This is a genomic window from Pedobacter roseus (assembly GCF_014395225.1).
GTDB classification, from domain to species: Bacteria; Bacteroidota; Bacteroidia; order Sphingobacteriales; family Sphingobacteriaceae; genus Pedobacter; species Pedobacter roseus.
Genome location: NZ_CP060723.1, coordinates 2,680,878 through 2,700,815, shown reverse-complemented (window position 1 = coordinate 2,700,815; position 19,938 = coordinate 2,680,878). Strand labels below are relative to the sequence as shown.

Annotated in this window: 14 protein-coding genes and 1 pseudogene; 10 read left to right on the top strand and 5 right to left on the bottom strand. The window is 38.5% G+C overall.

Annotation, left to right across the window (positions count from 1 at the left end; genetic code table 11):
• Positions 1-272: 272 nt before the first annotated feature.
• Both H9L23_RS11260 and H9L23_RS11255 read right to left on the bottom strand, forming a co-directional pair.
• Positions 273-1,724 carry a DUF294 nucleotidyltransferase-like domain-containing protein gene (locus H9L23_RS11260; protein ID WP_187595042.1) on the bottom strand — a complete coding sequence of 484 codons (1,452 nt, stop codon included), beginning with the start codon at positions 1,722-1,724 and terminating at the stop codon, positions 273-275.
• Positions 1,714-2,385, bottom strand: a complete 672-nt coding sequence (locus tag H9L23_RS11255) for a 3'-5' exonuclease (RefSeq protein ID WP_187595041.1) — start codon at positions 2,383-2,385, stop codon at positions 1,714-1,716. Before H9L23_RS11255 ends, H9L23_RS11260 begins: the two co-directional genes overlap by 11 nt.
• An 830-nt stretch (positions 2,386-3,215) precedes the next feature.
• Here H9L23_RS11255 and mutS point away from each other — a divergent pair.
• The 4 genes and pseudogenes from mutS to H9L23_RS11235 all read left to right on the top strand — a co-directional run bounded on the left by mutS (position 3,216) and on the right by H9L23_RS11235 (position 7,696).
• Positions 3,216-5,827, top strand: a pseudogene (gene mutS, locus H9L23_RS11250) (DNA mismatch repair protein MutS).
• A 75-nt stretch (positions 5,828-5,902) separates the two neighbouring features.
• Entirely contained in the window at positions 5,903-6,430 is a 528-nt protein-coding gene (locus H9L23_RS11245) for a C40 family peptidase (RefSeq protein WP_187595040.1), read from the top strand.
• Positions 6,431-6,617: 187 nt separating this feature from the next.
• Positions 6,618-7,091 (top strand): TlpA disulfide reductase family protein, encoded by a 474-nt coding sequence (locus tag H9L23_RS11240; RefSeq protein WP_187595039.1) that lies wholly within the window; start codon positions 6,618-6,620, stop codon positions 7,089-7,091.
• Positions 7,091-7,696, top strand: a complete 606-nt coding sequence (locus H9L23_RS11235; protein WP_187595038.1) for a thioredoxin family protein — start codon at positions 7,091-7,093, stop codon at positions 7,694-7,696. The genes H9L23_RS11240 and H9L23_RS11235 overlap by 1 nt, the downstream gene beginning before the upstream one ends.
• On the opposite strand, the gene H9L23_RS11230 is transcribed toward H9L23_RS11235, so the two are convergent.
• The gene (locus tag H9L23_RS11230) at positions 7,693-8,880 is read right to left on the bottom strand and encodes a DUF1624 domain-containing protein (protein ID WP_187595037.1); all 1,188 of its coding nucleotides are present in this window, start codon (positions 8,878-8,880) and stop codon (positions 7,693-7,695) included. The two genes, H9L23_RS11235 and H9L23_RS11230, sit on opposite strands and share 4 nt — an antisense overlap.
• Before the next feature lie 275 nt (positions 8,881-9,155).
• On the opposite strand from H9L23_RS11230, the gene H9L23_RS11225 reads away from it, so the two are divergent.
• The 3 genes from H9L23_RS11225 to H9L23_RS11215 all read left to right on the top strand — a co-directional run bounded on the left by H9L23_RS11225 (position 9,156) and on the right by H9L23_RS11215 (position 12,194).
• Positions 9,156-10,580 carry a glycoside hydrolase family 125 protein gene (locus tag H9L23_RS11225; RefSeq protein ID WP_187595036.1) on the top strand — a complete coding sequence of 475 codons (1,425 nt, stop codon included), beginning with the start codon at positions 9,156-9,158 and terminating at the stop codon, positions 10,578-10,580.
• Between the two features lie 238 nt (positions 10,581-10,818).
• Positions 10,819-12,006 carry a GAF domain-containing sensor histidine kinase gene (locus tag H9L23_RS11220; protein ID WP_246474915.1) on the top strand — a complete coding sequence of 396 codons (1,188 nt, stop codon included), beginning with the start codon at positions 10,819-10,821 and terminating at the stop codon, positions 12,004-12,006.
• Positions 12,003-12,194, top strand: coding sequence for a hypothetical protein (locus H9L23_RS11215; protein WP_187595035.1), 192 nt, complete (start codon positions 12,003-12,005; stop codon positions 12,192-12,194). Before H9L23_RS11220 ends, H9L23_RS11215 begins: the two co-directional genes overlap by 4 nt.
• A 140-nt stretch (positions 12,195-12,334) precedes the next feature.
• Here H9L23_RS11215 and H9L23_RS11210 read toward each other — a convergent pair whose 3' ends face one another.
• Both H9L23_RS11210 and H9L23_RS11205 read right to left on the bottom strand, forming a co-directional pair.
• Positions 12,335-12,688, bottom strand: coding sequence for a nuclear transport factor 2 family protein (locus tag H9L23_RS11210; RefSeq protein WP_187595034.1), 354 nt, complete (start codon positions 12,686-12,688; stop codon positions 12,335-12,337).
• Between the two features lie 176 nt (positions 12,689-12,864).
• Positions 12,865-15,129 carry a glycoside hydrolase family 95 protein gene (locus tag H9L23_RS11205; protein WP_187595033.1) on the bottom strand — a complete coding sequence of 755 codons (2,265 nt, stop codon included), beginning with the start codon at positions 15,127-15,129 and terminating at the stop codon, positions 12,865-12,867.
• 221 nt (positions 15,130-15,350) lie between these two features.
• Here H9L23_RS11205 and H9L23_RS11200 point away from each other — a divergent pair, with 221 nt between their 5' ends.
• From H9L23_RS11200 to H9L23_RS11190, 3 genes are all read left to right on the top strand, one after another.
• Positions 15,351-17,504, top strand: coding sequence for a GH92 family glycosyl hydrolase (locus H9L23_RS11200; RefSeq protein WP_187595032.1), 2,154 nt, complete (start codon positions 15,351-15,353; stop codon positions 17,502-17,504).
• Positions 17,505-18,005: 501 nt separating this feature from the next.
• A complete protein-coding gene (locus tag H9L23_RS11195) occupies positions 18,006-18,611 on the top strand; it encodes an RNA polymerase sigma factor (RefSeq protein WP_187595031.1) in 606 nt (201 codons plus the stop codon).
• Between the two features lie 71 nt (positions 18,612-18,682).
• A complete protein-coding gene (locus H9L23_RS11190) occupies positions 18,683-19,828 on the top strand; it encodes a FecR family protein (RefSeq protein ID WP_187595030.1) in 1,146 nt (381 codons plus the stop codon).
• Positions 19,829-19,938 lie beyond the last annotated feature (110 nt).

Here is a 19,938-nt window from a genome sequence, read left to right as displayed (position 1 = left end):
TGCGAGATGAAGGAGATTTATGGATAGGCTTACGAGGTCTATCTGCACATTGCCCATCAGACCTCTTAAGTCTGAAAACGCTTACCGCTATGCGCGTATGCTAAACATTTTTTTACCATTAAGACGTTAAGCACATTAAGGTTTTTCTTGTACGCTATCTAGCAATGAACAAATGGCTCATGACCGTTTGAGTTTGTAGTTGGGGTTCGGCGTTTGGAGTCGATTAACCGATTTAAACAATTAACCGGTTAACCCACCTCTGATGAATTTTCCTACCCCAAACTATTCGTAAACTTCATTCTGATGCCGCTTTGGAAGTTCTGGATAATCTTAAAAATTTCAATCAATGTTACCTTTTCGATTTTAGTTAAAGCATCAATTTCAATAAAGTTGTTTGGTGCAGCCTGATCGTTGACAATCAGATTGGCCTGGTGTTTTAAACGTAATCCCATCAGGTAATAGTAGGATTGTGAGAGTTCGTTGTATTGCGCTTCACTAAAAACGCCTAATTCTTTCAATGCTTTTAATCGTTCTCCGGTATTTTCTTTTTGGAAAATCCTGTTCTGTAACGCATAAACCCTTGCCAGATCGACAATAGGAGTCATAGCCGTTTTAATATCGAATACTTCTTTCTTGTGGATTTTCTGTGTTCTGATATTCCTGAAATAGGTAAGTGGTGGTTCGTAAAGCAAAGCATTTTTGGCCAGGTACACATAAAACTTTTCAATGGGTTTCTGTAGTTCCTCATCCACAAAAGCCCTTAAGCTTTGCATAATGTCTAAATCGCCATATATTGCCCTGCAGTCGAAAAATGCTGCAAATTTCACGGCAGCTTCGGGTAAAGCTTCTTCAATCCAGTTTTTATAATTGTATTTCCAGTGCGAAAGAGAATGCGTCCAGTTTGGATTGGTAGCCATATAATCACCGTCACAGTATACAAAACCTACAAAATTTAATTTATCAGAAACCTGTGTGGCGAAATCAAGGAAATAGGAGCGCACAGCGGCCCTGTTGTCTTCAGAAGTATCTTCATAAATAATGGCATTGTCCTGATCGGTTTTAAGACTTAATTCCTTTCTGCCCTCACTGCCCAAAACCATGAAAACAAATTTAGCAGGTGGTGGTCCCAGTTTATCAATTACTTCTTCAATAATTTTAAAAGAAATGGTATCCGCAATGGTGGTTACCACCTCGTTTACAATTTTAGCATGTACACCTCTTGCCAATAGCTGGGCAACAATATTGGGCACTTTTTGCCATTTCAGTTTCAGGTCGCTGGTATTTACAGCCGACTTTACTGATTGAATAAAAACCAACGGAGATTCGGCTTGTTCGCTTAATAACCTGTTTCTGCTCAGAAAACCAACATAATTGCCATTATCATTTACCAAAAGGTAACGCGATTTTTTGCTAAACATCATCAGTATGGCTTCATATACATAAGCCTCAGGCGAAATGGTGACGATGTTGGTATCCATTACTGCATCAATTGGTAGGTTGGTGTCGAGCTGCCTGGCAATTACATCATCCCTTAGGGTAATATCGGTTACGAAACCCAGATAAAGGTCTTGATCATTTTTTATAAAAAGACAGCTGGTTTTATGTTCTGCCATTTTAATTGCAGCTTCAAAAATAGGGGTGCCGGGACTGCAACTCACAATTTTTTTGAACGTGATATCCCCTATACGGGCGGTATAAATCTGATCTGCTAATTTATCTTCCATTAAAAAATCCCTGTAAAATCCTTTTAAAGGAAAATGGTTTTTTCTTTTCCTGATTAAAAGTGTGTTCTTGCTGGTAAGCTGAAGTTAAGCTTATTTTATCTGTTTCTAAAAGATGAAAAAAGATTTTGGCTGTATTTAAAGCATCGGATAATGCATTATGCAGATTTTCAGGTATTTCGTTAAATAAAACTGTATAAAATTTGTCGAGTTTTAAATGACTGATCACCGTATTGGTAATGTATGGCGAACTTGCTTTCATGGTACAGAAAAAAGGCAGGTTTTTAAATGTACTTTCTCTTCCGATACGATGTAATTCTACATTCACCATGTGGTAGTCGAGTTCAATAAAGTGTCCGATTACTAAAGGCTGGTATTTTTCAATATCCCGGTCAAATTCCAGCATTACTTTTTCTTTCTGCTCGCCGTGAAGCTGTAGATATTCTGGAGTAATCTGATGGATTTTTAATGCGGCTTTATCCATTTTAATTCCATCACTGTTGAGGTAATGGTTTGCCCTTTTAATTTCTTTGTGCTGCTTATCGTAAATAATCCAGGCAATCTGGACGATATGGGGCCAGTTTTTTTCGTTTGCATAAGGTGCCGACCAGTTTTTGGGTAAACCAGATGTTTCGGTATCAACAACTAAGAAATATTCCTGCAATTTTAGATGGTTAGGTAAATAGTAGCACGATGGTATTTCAAAGATAATTATTATTCGGTAGCTGCGTAACAAAAAATCGGATGATAGCCATTTTTAACATGCTAACCTTACAGGGGATGAAAGTAACACGTCCAGGTAATAAAAATCACTGGTTTTAGGGGATTAGTTTAAGGTTGTAAAAACCACAGCCCCGTGTTTAATAAACCTCTATTTCAACTGGATTTGAAGGCTTTTTCTTTTTAATTGGCAAAATAAGGCCCTTGCCCTGATAATTGGCCCTATATATAATTTAAATTAATGCCTCTCAGAAGCTGTTATGTTATAAAAATATTAAAAACTCAGCTATATCATCCTATTAGCAGTCATTAATTTGCAGCAGGTATTGTTAATACTCAAGTTTAAAGATAGCCGCACACTGATTAAAGCAGGTTGATCCGCAAGATTTATAAAGCAGTCTATCATATCTTTACAGCTAGTTTCGTTTTATTTAATCAGCCCCGGCAAATACGGTACCGAATGAATCCAGATATGTCTTATCCTTTACAATAGCTTTCTGGCTACTTTGATTATGATCCTGCGGGAACCAATCCTTGCAGAGCATCTGCTGTAGCACAGGGTTAAAGCAGGATCTGTTGTTTAAATTGTATAAACTGGTTAACTGTTAGAACAATGGTTAATTGTTTAAATTGTATAAATTGGTTAATTGTAGCAGATGCGTTAATTCCTACGATTAACCGATTAAACCACCAATTTTTTTTAACTTTTCAACAAAACAGTTGTAAAATGCTTATTCGTGTTATCTTTATGGCTTTTGTAAATTAATTTCAGTTTTGGCTAAAGACACGAATAAAGAAACCCCGTTAATGCAGCAATACAACGCAATTAAAGCGAAGTATCCGGGCGCACTTTTACTATTTAGGGTTGGCGATTTTTATGAAACCTTTGGCGAAGATGCCATTAAAACGGCACAGATTTTAGGTATAGTATTAACCAGAAGGGGTACAGGCCCAAATGGCGGTGCATTAGAATTAGCAGGTTTTCCGCATCATTCATTAGATAATTATTTATCTAAACTGGTTAGGGCAGGGCAACGTGTGGCCATCTGCGATCAGCTCGAAGATCCTAAAACCACAAAAACTATTGTTAAACGTGGTGTAACAGAGCTGGTTACCCCAGGTGTTGCTTATGGCGATAATATTGTAAACCAGAAATCGAACAATTTCCTTGCCTGTGTTTTCTTCGATAAAACACAGTTAGGAATTTCATTTTTAGATATTTCAACCGGCGAATTTTTAATTGCCCAGGGCAACAGCGATTATATTGATAAACTTTTGCAGGGTTTTAAGCCTACAGAGGTGATTTTCCAAAAATCGAAGCGACAGGCTTTTACCGAAAATTTTGGAGATCGTTTTTATACTTTCGGTTTAGATGAATGGCCTTTCACCACCGATTTCGGTAACGAAACTTTAATGAAACACTTTGAGGTTTCATCTTTAAAAGGTTTTGGGGTAGAACGTTTGCAGAGCGGAATTGTGGCGGCCGGTGTGATATTGCACTATTTGGGAGAAACCGAACACCGTAACCTGCAACACATCAGCTCGATAGGTCGCATTGAGGAAGACCGTTACATGTGGTTGGACCGTTTTACGATTCGTAACCTGGAATTGGTGAGTTCACCTAATGACAATGCAGTAACCCTTTTTGATATTTTGGATCACACTTGTACCCCGATGGGTGCACGTTTGTTACAAAAATGGATTATCATGCCTTTAAAAGAGCTTAAACCGATTCAGGAGCGACTTGGAATGGTAGAATATTTTGTAAAACATGAAGAATTACAAGAAGAGTTTTTAAATAATATTAAACAGATTGGCGATTTAGAGCGACTGATTTCTAAAGTAGGCTTACAGCGTGTTGGTCCGAGAGAACTGGTGGCTTTAAAACGTGCGTTATACCATATTGAAGCCGTTAAAAAATTAGCCGCGGACTCTAAAAATCCTTTCCTGACCAAAATAGCGGATCAATTGAATCCTTGCTTGGCGATTAGAGAAAGAATTGAAAGGGAACTGCAACCTGAGCCACCAGCTTTATTAATCAAAGGAAATGTAATTGCTGACGGAATTGATGAAGATTTAGACCGCTTGCGCAAAATTGCTTTCGGTGGCAAGGATTATCTGGTGCAAATACAGAAACGTGAGGCAGAAGCAACAGGCATCCCATCCCTAAAAATTGCCTTCAATAACGTTTTTGGTTATTATTTAGAAGTTACCCATACCCATAAAGATAAAGTACCAGAGGGCTGGATCCGTAAGCAAACGCTGGTGAATGCAGAGCGTTACATTACACCTGAGCTTAAAGAATACGAGGATCAGATTTTAGGAGCTGAAGAAAAGATTCAGGCCATCGAAATCCGTTTGTATAACGAACTGATGTACGAAACCGCCAGTTACATCAAACCGATCCAACTCGATTCGTTTTTAATTGCTCAGCTGGATTGTTTATTGTGTTTTGCACAGCTGGCCGCTAAAAACCATTATAACAAGCCTAAAGTTACCGAAAATAAGGTGCTTGATATTAAAGGCGGCCGTCACCCGGTAATTGAAAAGCAATTGCCTGTAGGGCAGGAATACATCACCAACGATGTGTATCTGGATACCGATAGTCAGCAGATTATTATGATTACCGGACCCAATATGGCTGGTAAATCGGCTATTTTAAGGCAAACAGCTTTAATTGTTTTAATGGCACAAATGGGCTCATTTGTACCTGCCAAAGATGCCGAAGTAGGTTTGGTAGATAAGATTTTTACCCGTGTGGGAGCTTCAGACAATATTTCGTCGGGAGAAAGTACGTTTATGGTGGAGATGAATGAAACGGCCAGTATCTTGAACAATATTTCGGATAACAGTTTGATTTTATTGGATGAGATTGGTCGTGGAACAAGTACTTACGATGGTATTTCGATTGCCTGGGCCATCGCCGAGTTTCTACATCAACACCCTACATCAAGGCCGAAAACGCTTTTTGCTACCCATTACCACGAACTGAACGAATTGGCGAACACCATGCCGCGCATTAAAAACTTTAATGTTTCGGTAAAAGAGATGACGAACAAAGTGATCTTTTTACGGAAACTGGTTCCGGGGGGAGTGAGCATAGTTTTGGTATTCATGTGGCTAAAATGGCTGGTATGCCACCAAAACTGATCGGTCGAGCAAACGAGATATTAAAAAAACTTGAAATTGACCGTACTGAAGGACAAAGCATTAAAGACAGCATTAAAAAAGTGCAGAATCAGGCTTACCAGTTGCAAATGTTTGCTATTGATGATCCTGTTCTGGTAAAAATTCGCGATACCCTGAATAACCTGGATGTGAATGCATTAACGCCAGTGGAAGCACTATTAAAATTGGACGAAATACAGCGATTGATTAAAAATTAGGAAAGGTGTGGGGTGTGAGGTTTAAGGCATAAGGTCTTAGTCTTCCAATACCCCAATGCCATTAATATTGATACAATGGAAATAACCTTAAACCATTCACTTTATACCTTAGGCCTCAAAAAAAATGTTTTTTATTTAATAGCGATCATGCTATTTCTATCATCCTGCGGATCAAGAAAATATACCGTTAAAAGTGACACCAAAGCTTCTAAAGCTGCTGATGCCATGGCGAATTTAAAAAGCAAACAACTTTACCGTTTTATTACGGATTGGACAGGGGTGAGGTACCGTTTTGGCGGATTGGACAAGAGCGGTATCGATTGTTCGGGTTTTGCCTTTTTATTGGAGAAAGAAATTTATGGAGTTACGCTACCCAGGATTTCACGCGATCAGGCTAATGCGATTAAAAGAAAGGATGTCGACAATTTAAAAGAGGGTGATCTCGTATTTTTCTCTTTTGGTGGTAATGATGTAGATCATGTGGGGGTTTACCTCAATAATGGTTTTTTTGTACATGCAAGTACCACAAGAGGGGTAATTGTCGATGATTTAACCTTGCCAGCTTATCAGAAGGTTTTGGTTAAATCGGGATCGGTTAATTAGTTTTTTTCAGGGCGTCATTTCGACTGAAGTGCAACGAATGGAGAAATCTTTAATATTGGTTTATTCATTCCAAACCCGATAGCTATCGGGTTGATTGGAGATCTTAAATCCTCTTGCATTACGATTCCTGCCTTCGCGGAATGACGAGCACTTTAAAACAAACTTTATTATTTTTCGTTATTCATTTATGCGTATATTTTTCATAATCTGCTTATCTTTAATTACTTATTCTGTTGATGCGCAGGTAAAACTTCTCAAATTGGATGATTTGGATAAACGCATCGCCAATGGAAAAGATACTACTTATGTGATTAATTTTTGGGCTACCTGGTGTTCGCCATGTGTTGCAGAGCTGCCGAATTTTGAGAAATTACGTTTAGCGAATTTAAAGAAGCCGGTTAAAGTACTTCTGATAAGCCTGGATTTTAAATCAAAACTGCAAAAGGAAGTGATCCCATTTGTGGAGAAGAATAAGATTAATGCTGAAGTATTTCTTTTAAATGAACCCGATCAGCAGCAATATATCGAAAGAATCGACAAAAAATGGTCGGGTGCTATTCCGGCTACGCTGTTTGTAAACAAAAACACCAGACGTTTTTACGAAAAGGAATTTACGGAAACGGAACTGAAAAATACTTTGTTAAACTTAAATAGATCGTGATGAAAAGATTGATTTTAATGGCTTTTATGCTTATTTCAGGAGTTGTATTGGCTCAAACTGAAGGTTATAAAGTAGGCGATGTGGTTAAAGATTTCTCCTTGAAGAATGTAAACAACAAAAACGTTTCACTCGCCGATTATAAGGATGCTAAAGGTTATATTGTTGTTTTTACCTGTAATACTTGTCCGGTAGCAAAGGCCTATCAAGATCGCATTGCGGCATTAAATACCACTTACATAGCTAAAGGTTATCCTGTTGTGGCCATCAATCCTAATGATGCAGGAGCCGTTCCTGATGAAAGTTTTGAAAAGATGCAGGCTTTAGCCGCTGAGAAGAAATTCAGTTTTCCGTATCTCTTAGATCCTGACCATATCGTAACCAAACAGTTCGGTGCAACCAGAACACCACATGTATTCATCTTAAAAAAAACTGATAAAGGAAATGTGGTAGAATATATTGGTGCTATTGATAACGATCCGGAAGAGGCAAATGCTACGAAAACCGAATATGTTAAAAATGCCATAAATGAGTTATCCCTTGGCAAAAAGCCAGTAATCTCCTCTACCAAAGCCATTGGCTGTAGCATTAAGTGGAAAAAAGGTTAAACGTAACTTAACCACCACTGCCGGTGTGTTTCTTTATACTTTTTAAACCACCGGCATGGTAAATACAATAATGCCACCACGCAAATCCATATTAAATATACGATAGGCAAACTAAAGCCAAACGCTGCAGGCCTAAATAAAAACGGCACCTGTATAATTTCCTTGGTGTTATGCCCGGTGGCGAAAAATACTACAACAAGGATGGTATGCAAGAGGTAAAAGTGAATTACATAGTAAAAGAATGGCACAGAACCATAAACTGAAGCTATTTTAGTAAACCAATTATTAATTCTTTCTGTAAAAGCTAAAATCAACATCGCCGTACCCACAGTCATAGAGATGTATTGTAGCGATGGCGGGTATTTGCTCACGTTGAAAAAGGCTAAAAGATTTTTAAACAAGTCTTGATATTCTTTTCTCGGAACAGGATCACCATAAACATTGATCAACCTTAAAGCAATAAAAAGGAATATGGTTACGGAGCCTGCAATCAATAAATTGCGTTGTCTACGTTTTACTTCATAACTTTTCTTAAACCAGGTCCCAATTCCATAGCCCACAAACATAACACCTGTCCATGGGAGGATGGCGTAGAAGACACCAACTAAATGATTGGCTGATAAAGGGACAACCGTTCCGGATGCAGTAAAGAACACTTTTAAAATCAATCCACCGGTTGGATCCTGAGGGGCAGGGAATAAATTAAAAATATTGTGTCCAAAAACCATTATTACCCCACTAATCAGTACCGTTTGATATGAAATACGGCTTGCGAGGGCTAAAAAGATCATGCTCCAGCCGATTGCCCAGATTACCTGGAGAATAATGAAGTTGTATTGCAGATTAAAAGTTAAGCCTAATGATATAATTGCGATTTCGATAAATATAAGCCAAAGACCACGTTTAAATAAAAAAGCACTGGCCTGTGCCGGCGTTTTATTCTGTGCAGATAAATAAGCGGATAAGCCCGATAGAAAAACAAAAGTAGGCGCACAAAAATGGGTAATCCAACGGGTAAAGAATAGTATTCCTGAAGTGGTTTCGGGATTTAGCGGATCACCTGTCATCGCCCCAATATGGAAGAAATCCCGTGTATGATCTAAAGCCATAATAATCATCACGATTCCACGTAATATATCAATAGATAAAATGCGTTTGGATAGGATGGAAGGATCTGTATTCATGACAATAGGTTTGGTTTCTTAAAGATACAAAATCAATTTATTTTCGCGGATGTTTAACCCTTTAGGATTGTACTAATTATATAACAACAAGTTAAGCTAAAGAAAATCGATTTAGGAGTATTTCAATTGCTGTTTATCATTTTGATGTTCCAAAAATTATAATAATATTTGTTAAGCGCTAACCGAATAAAATCTTCTCCTTTTTATTGAGTAGAATCAATATCAGACAGATTTCGGTTAATTAAAACGGAACCAAATTATCATAACACATCATAATGAAAAGAAGAACATTTATACAAAACACAGGCTTATTAGGAGCAGGAGTTGTCGCATCGAAATTTTCTTTTGCGGCTAATCTCGCACCAGAGTTTCCTGTGGTACGCGTAGCTGCAGCAAAACGACATTTTCAGAGCAAGGCCGTAGATGCTGCTATCAAAACTTTCCAGGCTAACGTTAAAAACCCTGAACTGGCCTGGTTATTCGAAAACTGTTTTCCCAATACACTCGATACTACCGTTTACCATTCTGAAAAAAATGGCCGACCAGATACTTATGTAATTACCGGCGACATCGATGCCATGTGGCTACGCGATAGTTCTGCGCAGGTTTGGCCTTATCTTCAGTTTGTAAATGAAGATGAACCACTTAAAAAACTAATTGCAGGTGTAATTATCCATCAGACACAATGCGTTTTAAAAGATCCTTACGCCAATGCTTTTTATGGCGACGCCACCAAAGTAGGTGAGTGGAAAACAGATAAAACAGCTATGCAGCCCGGTGTGCACGAACGTAAATGGGAAATTGATTCATTATGTTATCCGATCCGCCTGGCCTATCATTACTGGAAAAAAACAGGCGATAAAACACCTTTTGATGCCGATTGGAAAAAAGGAATCGAAGCCACTTTAAAAACATTTAAAGAGCAGCAGCGCAAAGCTGATAAAGGCCCATATCACTTCCAGAGAGAAACTACACAACCTACAGATTCGTTACCGATGGCTGGTTATGGTTTTCCGGTAAATCCGGTGGGTTTGATCTGTTCGGCTTTCCGCCCGAGTGATGATGCCACCATTTTTCCTTTCTTAGTCCCATCTAATTTCTTCGCGGTATCTAGTTTAAAACAGGCTGCTGAAATGATCAAGGCTTTGCAAAGCGATAAAACTTTAGAAAGCAATTTGTTAAACCTTGCTGATGAGGTGAGTGCTGCTTTGCAGAAACACGCCATCGTGAACCATCCAAAATATGGCAAAATTTATGCTTTTGAGGTTGATGGTTTTGGAAGTTCCTATTTAATGGACGATTCTAATGTACCGAGTTTATTGGGTTTACCATATTTGGGTGCAATGAAGATTGATGATCCTATTTATCAGAATACCAGGAAATTTGCCCTTTCTAAAGACAATCCTTATTTCTTTAAAGGTACAGCTGCAGAAGGAATTGGTGGTCCGCATGCAGGACAGGACATGATCTGGCCGATGAGTATCACCATGCGTGCATTAACTTCAAAAGACGACGCTGAGATTAAATATTGTATCGATACTTTGCGTAAAACACATGCTGGCAAAGGTTTTATGCACGAATCGTTTAATAAAGATAATCCTGCAAACTTTACAAGAGCATGGTTTGCCTGGTCTAACACCTTATTTGGTGAGCTGCTTTGGCGCACCTATCATGAAAAGCCTGCTTTATTAAAGGCGTAACATATACAAGCATATTGATCAGTGATATCATTTTCGCTGATCAATATAGTCTTGCTTTATTAAAATTATCTTTGTAGCATTTACCCGGTTTATAGCATACATTATGATTATTTACGTGGATTAATACGTTCATAAGTGTTAAATTTACGTTTTTTGTAAAACATGCGTTAGAATATTTAATCGATAGTTATTACGAGAAGAAATATTTGTAAATTGCAGCTAGATTATTCATCCCGCTTTGCAAGATCCCAATAGAACCATCCTTTCTGATATAGAGAGTATCAACAAAATACCTGCTGTTGCACATATTTTAGAAATTGTGTGCCGGACAACTGGAATGGGCTTTTCTGCTGTGGCCAGGGTAACTTCAGATAAATGGACTGTATGTGCTGTTCTTGATGAAATTAATTTTGGTTTACCGGTAGGTGGAGAATTGAAGTTAGAAACAACCATCTGTAACGAAATAAGGCAGCATCAGCAAGCGGTTGTGATTGATCATGTTGACGAAGATGAGAATTTCAGGGGGCACCATACACCAACAATGTATGGCTTTCAAAGTTATATTTCCGTTCCGATTATTTTAAAAAATGGCGACTTTTTTGGTACACTGTGTGCAATTGACCCTAAACCGGCCAAGCTTAAAAATCCTACTATAACAGGGATGTTTACCATGTTTGCCGATTTAATTGCATTTCATTTAGATGCACTTGAACAAATAGCCAAAACCGAATTGGAGCTGAAAGAACAACAAGCGGTTGCCGTTTTAAGGGAGCAGTTTATTGCCATTTTAGGCCATGATCTTCGGAATCCTTTAAATGCAATATCGAGTAGCGCCCAATTGTTATCGCGTTTGAATTTAGACGAACGTGGAATCCGTATTGCAAAAATTGTTAAAGACTCTTCATTCAGGATGAATGGCCTTATAGAAAATATGCTCGATTTTGCCAGTGGCCGTTTAGGCGAAGGGATTGCCATCACCAGAACACCCGATGAGGACCTGGAAAAACTGCTTATCCAGGTGGTAGACGAAATGCAAACCATTTGGCCGGGCAGAAATATTGAATTAAATTTTGATTTTCGTCACCCGGTTAATGCCGACGGAAAGCGGTTGGCGCAACTTTTCTCTAACCTGCTGGGCAATGCCTTAAATTACTCACCAGCAGATTCTCCCGTAGTAATTACAGCTTTTAGCTCTAGTGAAGAATTTAACCTCTGTGTCGCTAATAAGGGCAAACAGATTCCTGCGGCTACCATGGAGCGCTTATTTCAGCCTTTTTCGAGGGGAGAGGTAGAGCCAAATCAAAAAGGACTTGGTTTGGGTTTATATATTGCATCAGAAATTGCCAATGCACATGAGGGATCTTTAGAAGTTTCTTCTACTCCGGAAAAAACCTGTTTTATCTTACATATCCCATATAAAAAATGATAGCTGTACACGATCAGTTACCAACCTCTACGCTGCTGGAATTGAAAGTTGGGGATGATATTTCCAATGGAAACCAATCAGGCAAAATTAAAAATATCGAGATCAGTGAAACGGATGAATTTTTAATGTTTCTATTCCAATTAGAAAATAGTCACATTATCATTAAAAAGCTAAAACAGGTTTGCTAGTTATTCCGTTCGTCATTTCGACCGAAATGCAATGGAGCGAAGAAATCTGCTGCTAAATTCCTTTTATAGATTTCTCCACTGCGGTCGAAATGAGGTAGTTTTTCAGGATGACAATTGCATATAAAGCCATCTTATTAATCTTATAAAATTGGCCTCGGATCGAATATTACCTGAAACGATTGAATTTTTTCATCTACGATTTTGTACCAACCACAAGAAAAGATTGTTTTTGCACCCATATTAATATCATACCAAAGGCAAACCTCTTCCTGATCTACAAATACTTTTTTAATATCATATTTGAATTTCATCTTTTTCATGTCTTCTATGTATACATCGGCACCATTTCTTTCGCCCATAACGCCTTTAAAAGTCATGTCGTCTTTCAATTGCTGTCTGGCCAGATCAAAGTCTTCCGAATTTAATGCATTGATAAAATCAAGTACAACAACTTTAGCATTGTGCTCGGTCAGTATTTTATTAGATGTACTCATGGTTTTCCTTTTAGATAAAGACGAATATCAGACTAGAAATGTTTGAAAATTAATAGTTGAATGAGTGAATTTTGAATGATAACATGTTCCATTAGCCTCTTATTCAGTCATTCCTTCATTCAATAATTCTATCCTTTTCTCATTCAATCATTCTATCCTTCACTAATTCATTCACTCTATCCTTCAAAATTATACATTTTCCCAACCTGCGTTTTAAAACTGTATTTAAAATCGTTTCCTGATTTTTCTTCTGTAATTCCTTTAATTTTTTTCAATGCATTCGGACACCTCACGATACAATCTTCACCAGATAGTGATTTGATTGATAGTTTTACAATTTTACCATCCTTCCATTGCAAATTGGTAATTTCAAAGTTGCCTCGTGCTTTTAGTCCCTGGATAGTCCCCGCCGACCATTGATCGGGTATTGCAGGCAAAAATTGAAGTTCGCCTGTTTGGCTTTGCAATAACATTTCTGAAATGCCTGCAGTGTAGCCAAAATTTCCATCTATTTGAAAAGGTGGGTGCGCACAGAAAAGATTAGAATAAATTCCTCCACCTTTGTTGTAATCAGTGCCTGAGCCACCAACTGGCGTAATAAAATTCTGCAATATTTTATAGGCATGATTACCATCCTGTAACCTCGCCCAGAAATTCATTTTCCAGGCCATTGACCAACCGGTTGATTCATCGCCACGTGCAGTTAGGGTTACTTTTGCAGCTTTAGCCAATTCAGGCGTTTTAATGGTACTGATTTCCCTGCCAGGATGTAAACCAAATAAGTGGGAAATATGTCTGTGTTGATCTTTCGGGTCATCACGATCGGTTTCCCATTCCTGCAATTGGCCCCACTTCCCGATTTTTGGCTTTAACAAATGTGCTTTAAGATCGGTTATATGGTTTTTATAATCCTGATCGATGCCTAAAATTTCAGCAGCTTCAATATAATTGGTAAACAAATCGAATACAATCTGTTGATCGTGGGTTACACCGTCTTCAGTTGGCCCGTGCTCTGGCGACCAGCCCAAAGGGGATACCAAAGTGCCATCAGGTCTTCTTTTCAAATGGTCATCCCAAAATTCTGAAATTTCTTTAATAATAGGATAAGCGAAGTTTTTCAAGTATGCCTTATCTTTTGTAAAGGCATAATGCTCCCAAAGGGCCTGAGCATACCATGCACTTCCTGGGGTGTTCCATAAAAAACTCATTCCACCGAAAATATTATTTTCCGTTTTAACCGTCCAGCCACGGGTGTTTGGGTATTGTTTGCGTGTTGCAATAGCACTTACTTCACGCATGCTGTTAATATAATCAAGATATGGAATATGACATTCGGAAAGGTTAGTGGGTTCTGCCAGCCAATAATTCATCTGGATGTTGATATTGGAGTGATAATCGCTTCCCCATGGAGGTGTATTGCTCTCATTCCAAAGCCCCTGTAAATTGGCAGGTAAACCGCCTTGTCGTGAAGAGCTGATCAACAAATACCTTCCAAATTGAAAAATTAAAGCTTCCAGATCGTGATCAGGAGTTTTTTTGTAATTGATGAGTCTTTGGTAAGTCGGTAAACTATTGTTGTTTACGTTGCTTTCGCCTAATTTGATATTTAGACGGTTAAATAACTGTTGATAGTCCTCAATGTGGCTTTTTAATAGGTTTGCATAACTTTTAGGTAATGTATTCTTAAGGATGCGGTCTATTTTTGGTGCGGGTTCTTCACCTTTCCATTGCTGTTCGCGTTTATTGCTGTAATTGGTTGCTGCAGTAAAAATAATGGTAATGGCATCTGCCTGATCTATTTTTAATTTTTCACCATCTTCATCCTTTACCGGGTAACTTTTTCCGCTTTCAATTTTCACCACTGCAGTAGCCTGGTAAGGCATTCCATTTGATAATTTGCCACTAAATTCAACTTTATTTCCATTAACCGTTATTTTTCCACCATGCGCGTTTTTTAGCCTTATGGCAACGGAATATTTGCTTTTTTGATCAGCAGTAAGTCTTAAAACCATTACTTTATCCGGGAAGCTGCAAAAATACTCACGTTTAAAATTTACTTCTTTTTGCGTATAACTGATGGAATGTACCGAATTGGCAATATTTAATTCGCGTTTATACCCGGTAAAACTTTGATCTTTCTGGTCGAAATCAATAAAAAGATCACCAAAAGCCTGATAGGTACCCCGGTCATTTTCGTCTCCCGTCCAAAGGGTATTATCGTTAAATTGAATATGTTCGTTGTTTACACCTCCAAAAATCATCCCGCCAATGCGGCCGTTGCCAATAGGGTAGGCTTCCGTCATCCAGTTTTTGGCGGGTTTATTATCCCATAGCAATAAAGGGCTGGTTTGTTTCTTTTGTGCAAATACGGCATTCGAAAAACTAAATGCAAAGCAGGAAAGTAATGCAATGCGCATCACTTGCTTAAGTTTTAAAAGCATGGGATATTTGATTAGTGTGTTTTCAAAGATATATATTATCACCTAAAAGTTTTTGCTGCCAATAAGCGAATGCATCTCGATTATTGGCATATTATTCAGTTATTTAAGCATTTTATTTTTATTAATGCAACAGATTTACCAGGTAACTATTCTGATATTTAACAGCTGGATTTAATAGATTTTCTATATTTGATAGTACACACTAAATCGTTTTATGTAAAATGAAATCGCTAACCAAATTTCTATTCTGTATTTTATTTCTAAATGTATTGAGCGGTTATCCTGCTCAAAGCCAAAGCAAAACGTCTTTCACTAAATATGTCAATACTTTTATCGGCACGGCACCGCTAACCGATCCTAAAATATTGGGTTATGCGCTTCCACAAGGCTGGCGCTCCTGGGCTGGTTTAACTTTTCCAGGCAGTTCATTACCCAATGCCATGGTACAGTTAAGCCCGATTACCGAATTTGGTTCTGGTGCAGGTTACGAATATGAAGACGACACCATTTACGGCTTTGCACACACCAATAAGGGCCACTGGAACCTCTGCAACATCCCGGTTTTGCCGCTTTCCAATCCTACAAATAAGTTTGGCTCTAAATTTTCTCATAAAAACGAAAGTTCTGCACCTGGTTATTACCAGGTTTATCTGGATGACTATAAAGTAAATGTAAAGCTCACTTCAACCTTAAGGGCTGGATTTCATCAATATGAATATAAAAACACCCGCGACCGGCAAATACTTTTTTTAATGGGTAAAGCCAATAGTGGCGTTTCTACCTGGAATATCGAGCAAGTGGGTACTTCGGCCATACAGGGCTTTCAGGGTGGAGAGAATATTTATTTTTATGCAACGGTAAATGGCAAGATAGATAAACTCGATCAAACAGATGTAGGCAAACGTTCTGGTTATGCCATTATGCATCTGGCTGATGGAAGTGCAGGGCCGGTGGAATTAAAAATCGGACTCTCTTTTGTAAGCACGGCTAATGCTAAAGAAAATTTAGAGAAAGAAATCGGCAATAAAACTTTTACGCAAATCCGTAATGAAGCTACTGCAAAATGGGAGGCCCTTTTATCCAATATCCAGGTAAAAGGTGGTACAGAAAAACAAAAACAAATGTTGTATTCGTGCCTATACCGTTCATTTTTATGGCCGGCCTTGCGCAGCGATGTAAATGGTGAGTTTAAGGATGCAAAACACAACATCATCAAAGGTAATTTTAATTATTATACAGAGCCATCGCTTTGGGATACCTACCGTAATAAAGACGTGCTTTTAGGTTTAATTACACCTAAAGTTACTTTGGATGTGATCAAATCAATGAAGGATGTGGGTGATAAAACGGGCTTTATACCAACCTTTTTCCATGGCGATCATGGGGCATCATCTATTGCCGGTGCTTATTTGAGGGGAATTGATGACTTCGACATTAAAGGCACTTATCAGATTTTGTTACGCAATGCCAATGTTGAAGGTGGTGCCCGGCCCTTTATTAAGGAATATATCGAGAAAGGTTATATCTCCGATCCTGACGTTAAAAATCCACATGTAGAAACGAAAGCAAAAGCAGGCGTTTCTAAAACGTTAGAATATTCTTACGATGATTATTCGCTGGCACAGATCGCGAAGAAACTCGGTGACAGCACCAATTACCGCATTTTAATGGCCAGATCTAAGAATTATAAAAACATGTTCGATCCCGGTACCCGTTTTATGAGGGGAAGATTGGATAATGGTGATTGGATCAAGCCTTTTAATCCGCAGTATCCTTATTACGAATACATGTACAGGGAAGCCAATGCCTGGCAGGTTTCGTTTTATGTACCGCATGATATGAAAGGCCTTATTGAGTTATACGGCGGTGCAGATGGTTTTGAATCGAAATTGGATTCGTTATTTACTTTACCCTGGAACCCGAAATACATAGCCCGTAATGTAGAAACCATGATCGGACAGTACTGTCAGGGTAATCAGCCTGATCACGAAGCGCCTTTTGCTTATACTTTTATTGGTAAACCCGAGAAATCGCAAAAAATCATTGATAAAATCCTTAATGAACTTTATGGAATAGGTAGCGATGGTTTGGCACTTTCGGGTATGGATGATGCGGGCGAAATGTCGGCCTGGTATGTGTTTAGTTCGCTGGGATTGTATCCGTTTTCTGCAACCGATCCAAATTACATTGTTACCGCACCGCTTTTTGATGAAGTAAAATGGAAAACCAGCACGGGTAAATTATTGACTATCAGCAAACCGGGCAAGGGCAGAGGCATTACTGAGATTAAAGTAGATGGAAAAATCAATCAGGGGTATTTTATTTCTCATGATTTGTTTAGGAATGGTGGGAAAGTGGAGATTGTGACAAAGTGATACACTAGACCTCGCAGGTTTTATAAACCTACCAGGTCTTTTTAGAACAAAAGCTCCGAATTCATTTATCGAGTTCGGGACTTTTTGTTTTAGAAAATATTATTAACTGTTTCTGGAAATGTAGGGTTCCACTTTTCATCGCATTTTAAGTCCCGCTTTTCGTTTTATTCCGATGAAAGATCGGAATGTTCACTCCAATCGGGTTTATTACCGAGCATCGTTGCACAATGGCTGCTATCTAAATCCAACGATAGCGAGATGTTGATTTTTCATCTGCAGAAGCGGAGGCGGGCCTGCATTGGCAAAAAGCTGCTCTAAATGTTTTTCCAAACTACTAGATAAAATCTATTATTCGTTTTTAAGCAATTATATAACGATCAATTACATCCTTTAGGCTTAATTTTATCGTTTCTACCTAATTAATGAGACAATTTCTCTTAATAATGTTAAAAATGAGTACGGATTGATTAATAATTCTGCTTAATTTGTAGATTTGACGAAATGTCCCCTGATAATCTGCACGATAAAGAAGAATTAAAGTATTTAGAAGACCTGAAAGATGGCCATCGTGATGCTTTTGATTTTATTTATGTCAGGTACAGTAAAATGCTGCTTCCAAAAATGCAGCGCATGGTTAAATTGAATGAGGTTGTTGATGAGCTTTTGCAGGATGTTTTTCTAAAAGTTTGGCTCAACAGGGCCAAAATCGATCTTGATCAATCATTTAAAGGCTGGATTTTCACCATTGCTCAGAATACTGTTTATGGTTACTACCGTAGTTTGGCGCAGGATGTGAAAATGCAAAAACATTTATTGGAGACTTTTGCCGAATTTTACGACCAGACGGAAGATTATATTTTCAACAAAGAAAGGGTCGAATTGCTTAACCAAGCTATCGAAAAACTTCCCGCACAGCGGAAGGAAATTTTTAAACTTTGCCGTATCGAAGGTAAAAGCTACCAGGAAGCGGCCGAAATTTTATCATTAAGCCCCTCTACCGTGAGCAATCAATTGGTTAGCGCTACCAAATACATTAAACGTTACGTCTTTTTTCATTCTCAGGAGTTTATTGTTTTCTGCATTGCAGCCTATTTGAAAGTTAAATAAAAATATTTTTAAAAAAAATCTAAGTGCGATAGTGTGTTTGTCCATCTCGTGCATATTATATATTGACAACGATGGAGAAAAGACCTTTAAGCCCAAAATTATTCGAAAGATTTCTTGCCGATCAGAGCAATGCTAAAGAACTGGAGCAATTGTTTAATTACTTTGGTGAAGCGGATCAACAGGAACTTGAAAAGCTGATCCAAAAAGGATTTGAACAGGAAACTGAACTAAATGTTGCTGCTGAAGATGAAAGACTAGCCCAGATCCATGCAGGCTTATCGGATAAACTTTTTGCAAAACCGGAAAAGCCAATTTTAAAGGTGCTGAAATCCGGTCGTTTTATGAGGATAGCTGCTGCGATACTGGTAATTGTTTCGGGTACCTTATTGCTTACACGGTTTTTAAACAGCAGCAATGGGATTGTTCCAGGTTCTGCTAAAGCGGTACTGAGCTTAGGTGGAAAGGAAAGTGTTTCAGCTGGAAGAAAGGACACCGTACTTTATCGCAGCAAAGGGGTTACAGTAAGTACCAAAGCAGATGGTACAATGGTTTTTATGGCCGTAAATGCTGATTCTGCTGAGGCTTCGAAACTGAACACCTTAAACACCCCTAACGGCGGCGAATACCGTGTTACTTTGAGCGACGGCTCTGAGGTAATGCTCAACGCCGGCTCTAAACTTAGCTTTCCAACTGATTTCCGCGGATCAGAAAGAAAAGTGTATGTAGAGGGGGAAGCTTTCTTCAAAGTGGCCAAAAATCCGCTAAAGCCATTTATTGTCAATGTGTCTGGCAACGAAATCAAGGTATTGGGTACGCAGTTTAATGTAAGCAGTTATCCTGAAGATGAAGGTACACAGACAACACTGTTAGAGGGGAGCATCAGGTTTACCAATGGAAATGGCGATCAGGTGGTATTAAAACCTGATCAGCAGGTGATTTCTCATCATGGAAAATTAGACTTGCAAAATGTTTCGGCAGAAGATTTTAATGCCTGGACAAAAGGCGAGTTCTTATTTAATGATGTGCCCTTATCAACGGTGATGCAGAAACTGGCCAGGTGGTATAATGTGGAAGTAGATGTAAAATCTATTCCGCAAAAGAACCTCTACCTTAAAATATCCCGAAAGGCGGATATTGATGAAGTGCTGGATGCTATTGCTACGGCCACTGATTACAGGCTAAAAATCAAAGAAAATAAGATCGTGTTTAAAGAATAAGGTTGCTCCGTCGTCGATCAATTAACCAAACCAAACTAAATTTTATGACAAACCATTACTTTCGCCTCGTCCGGTCCGGATGCAGGTATTTACTGAACTGGCCAAGCGTT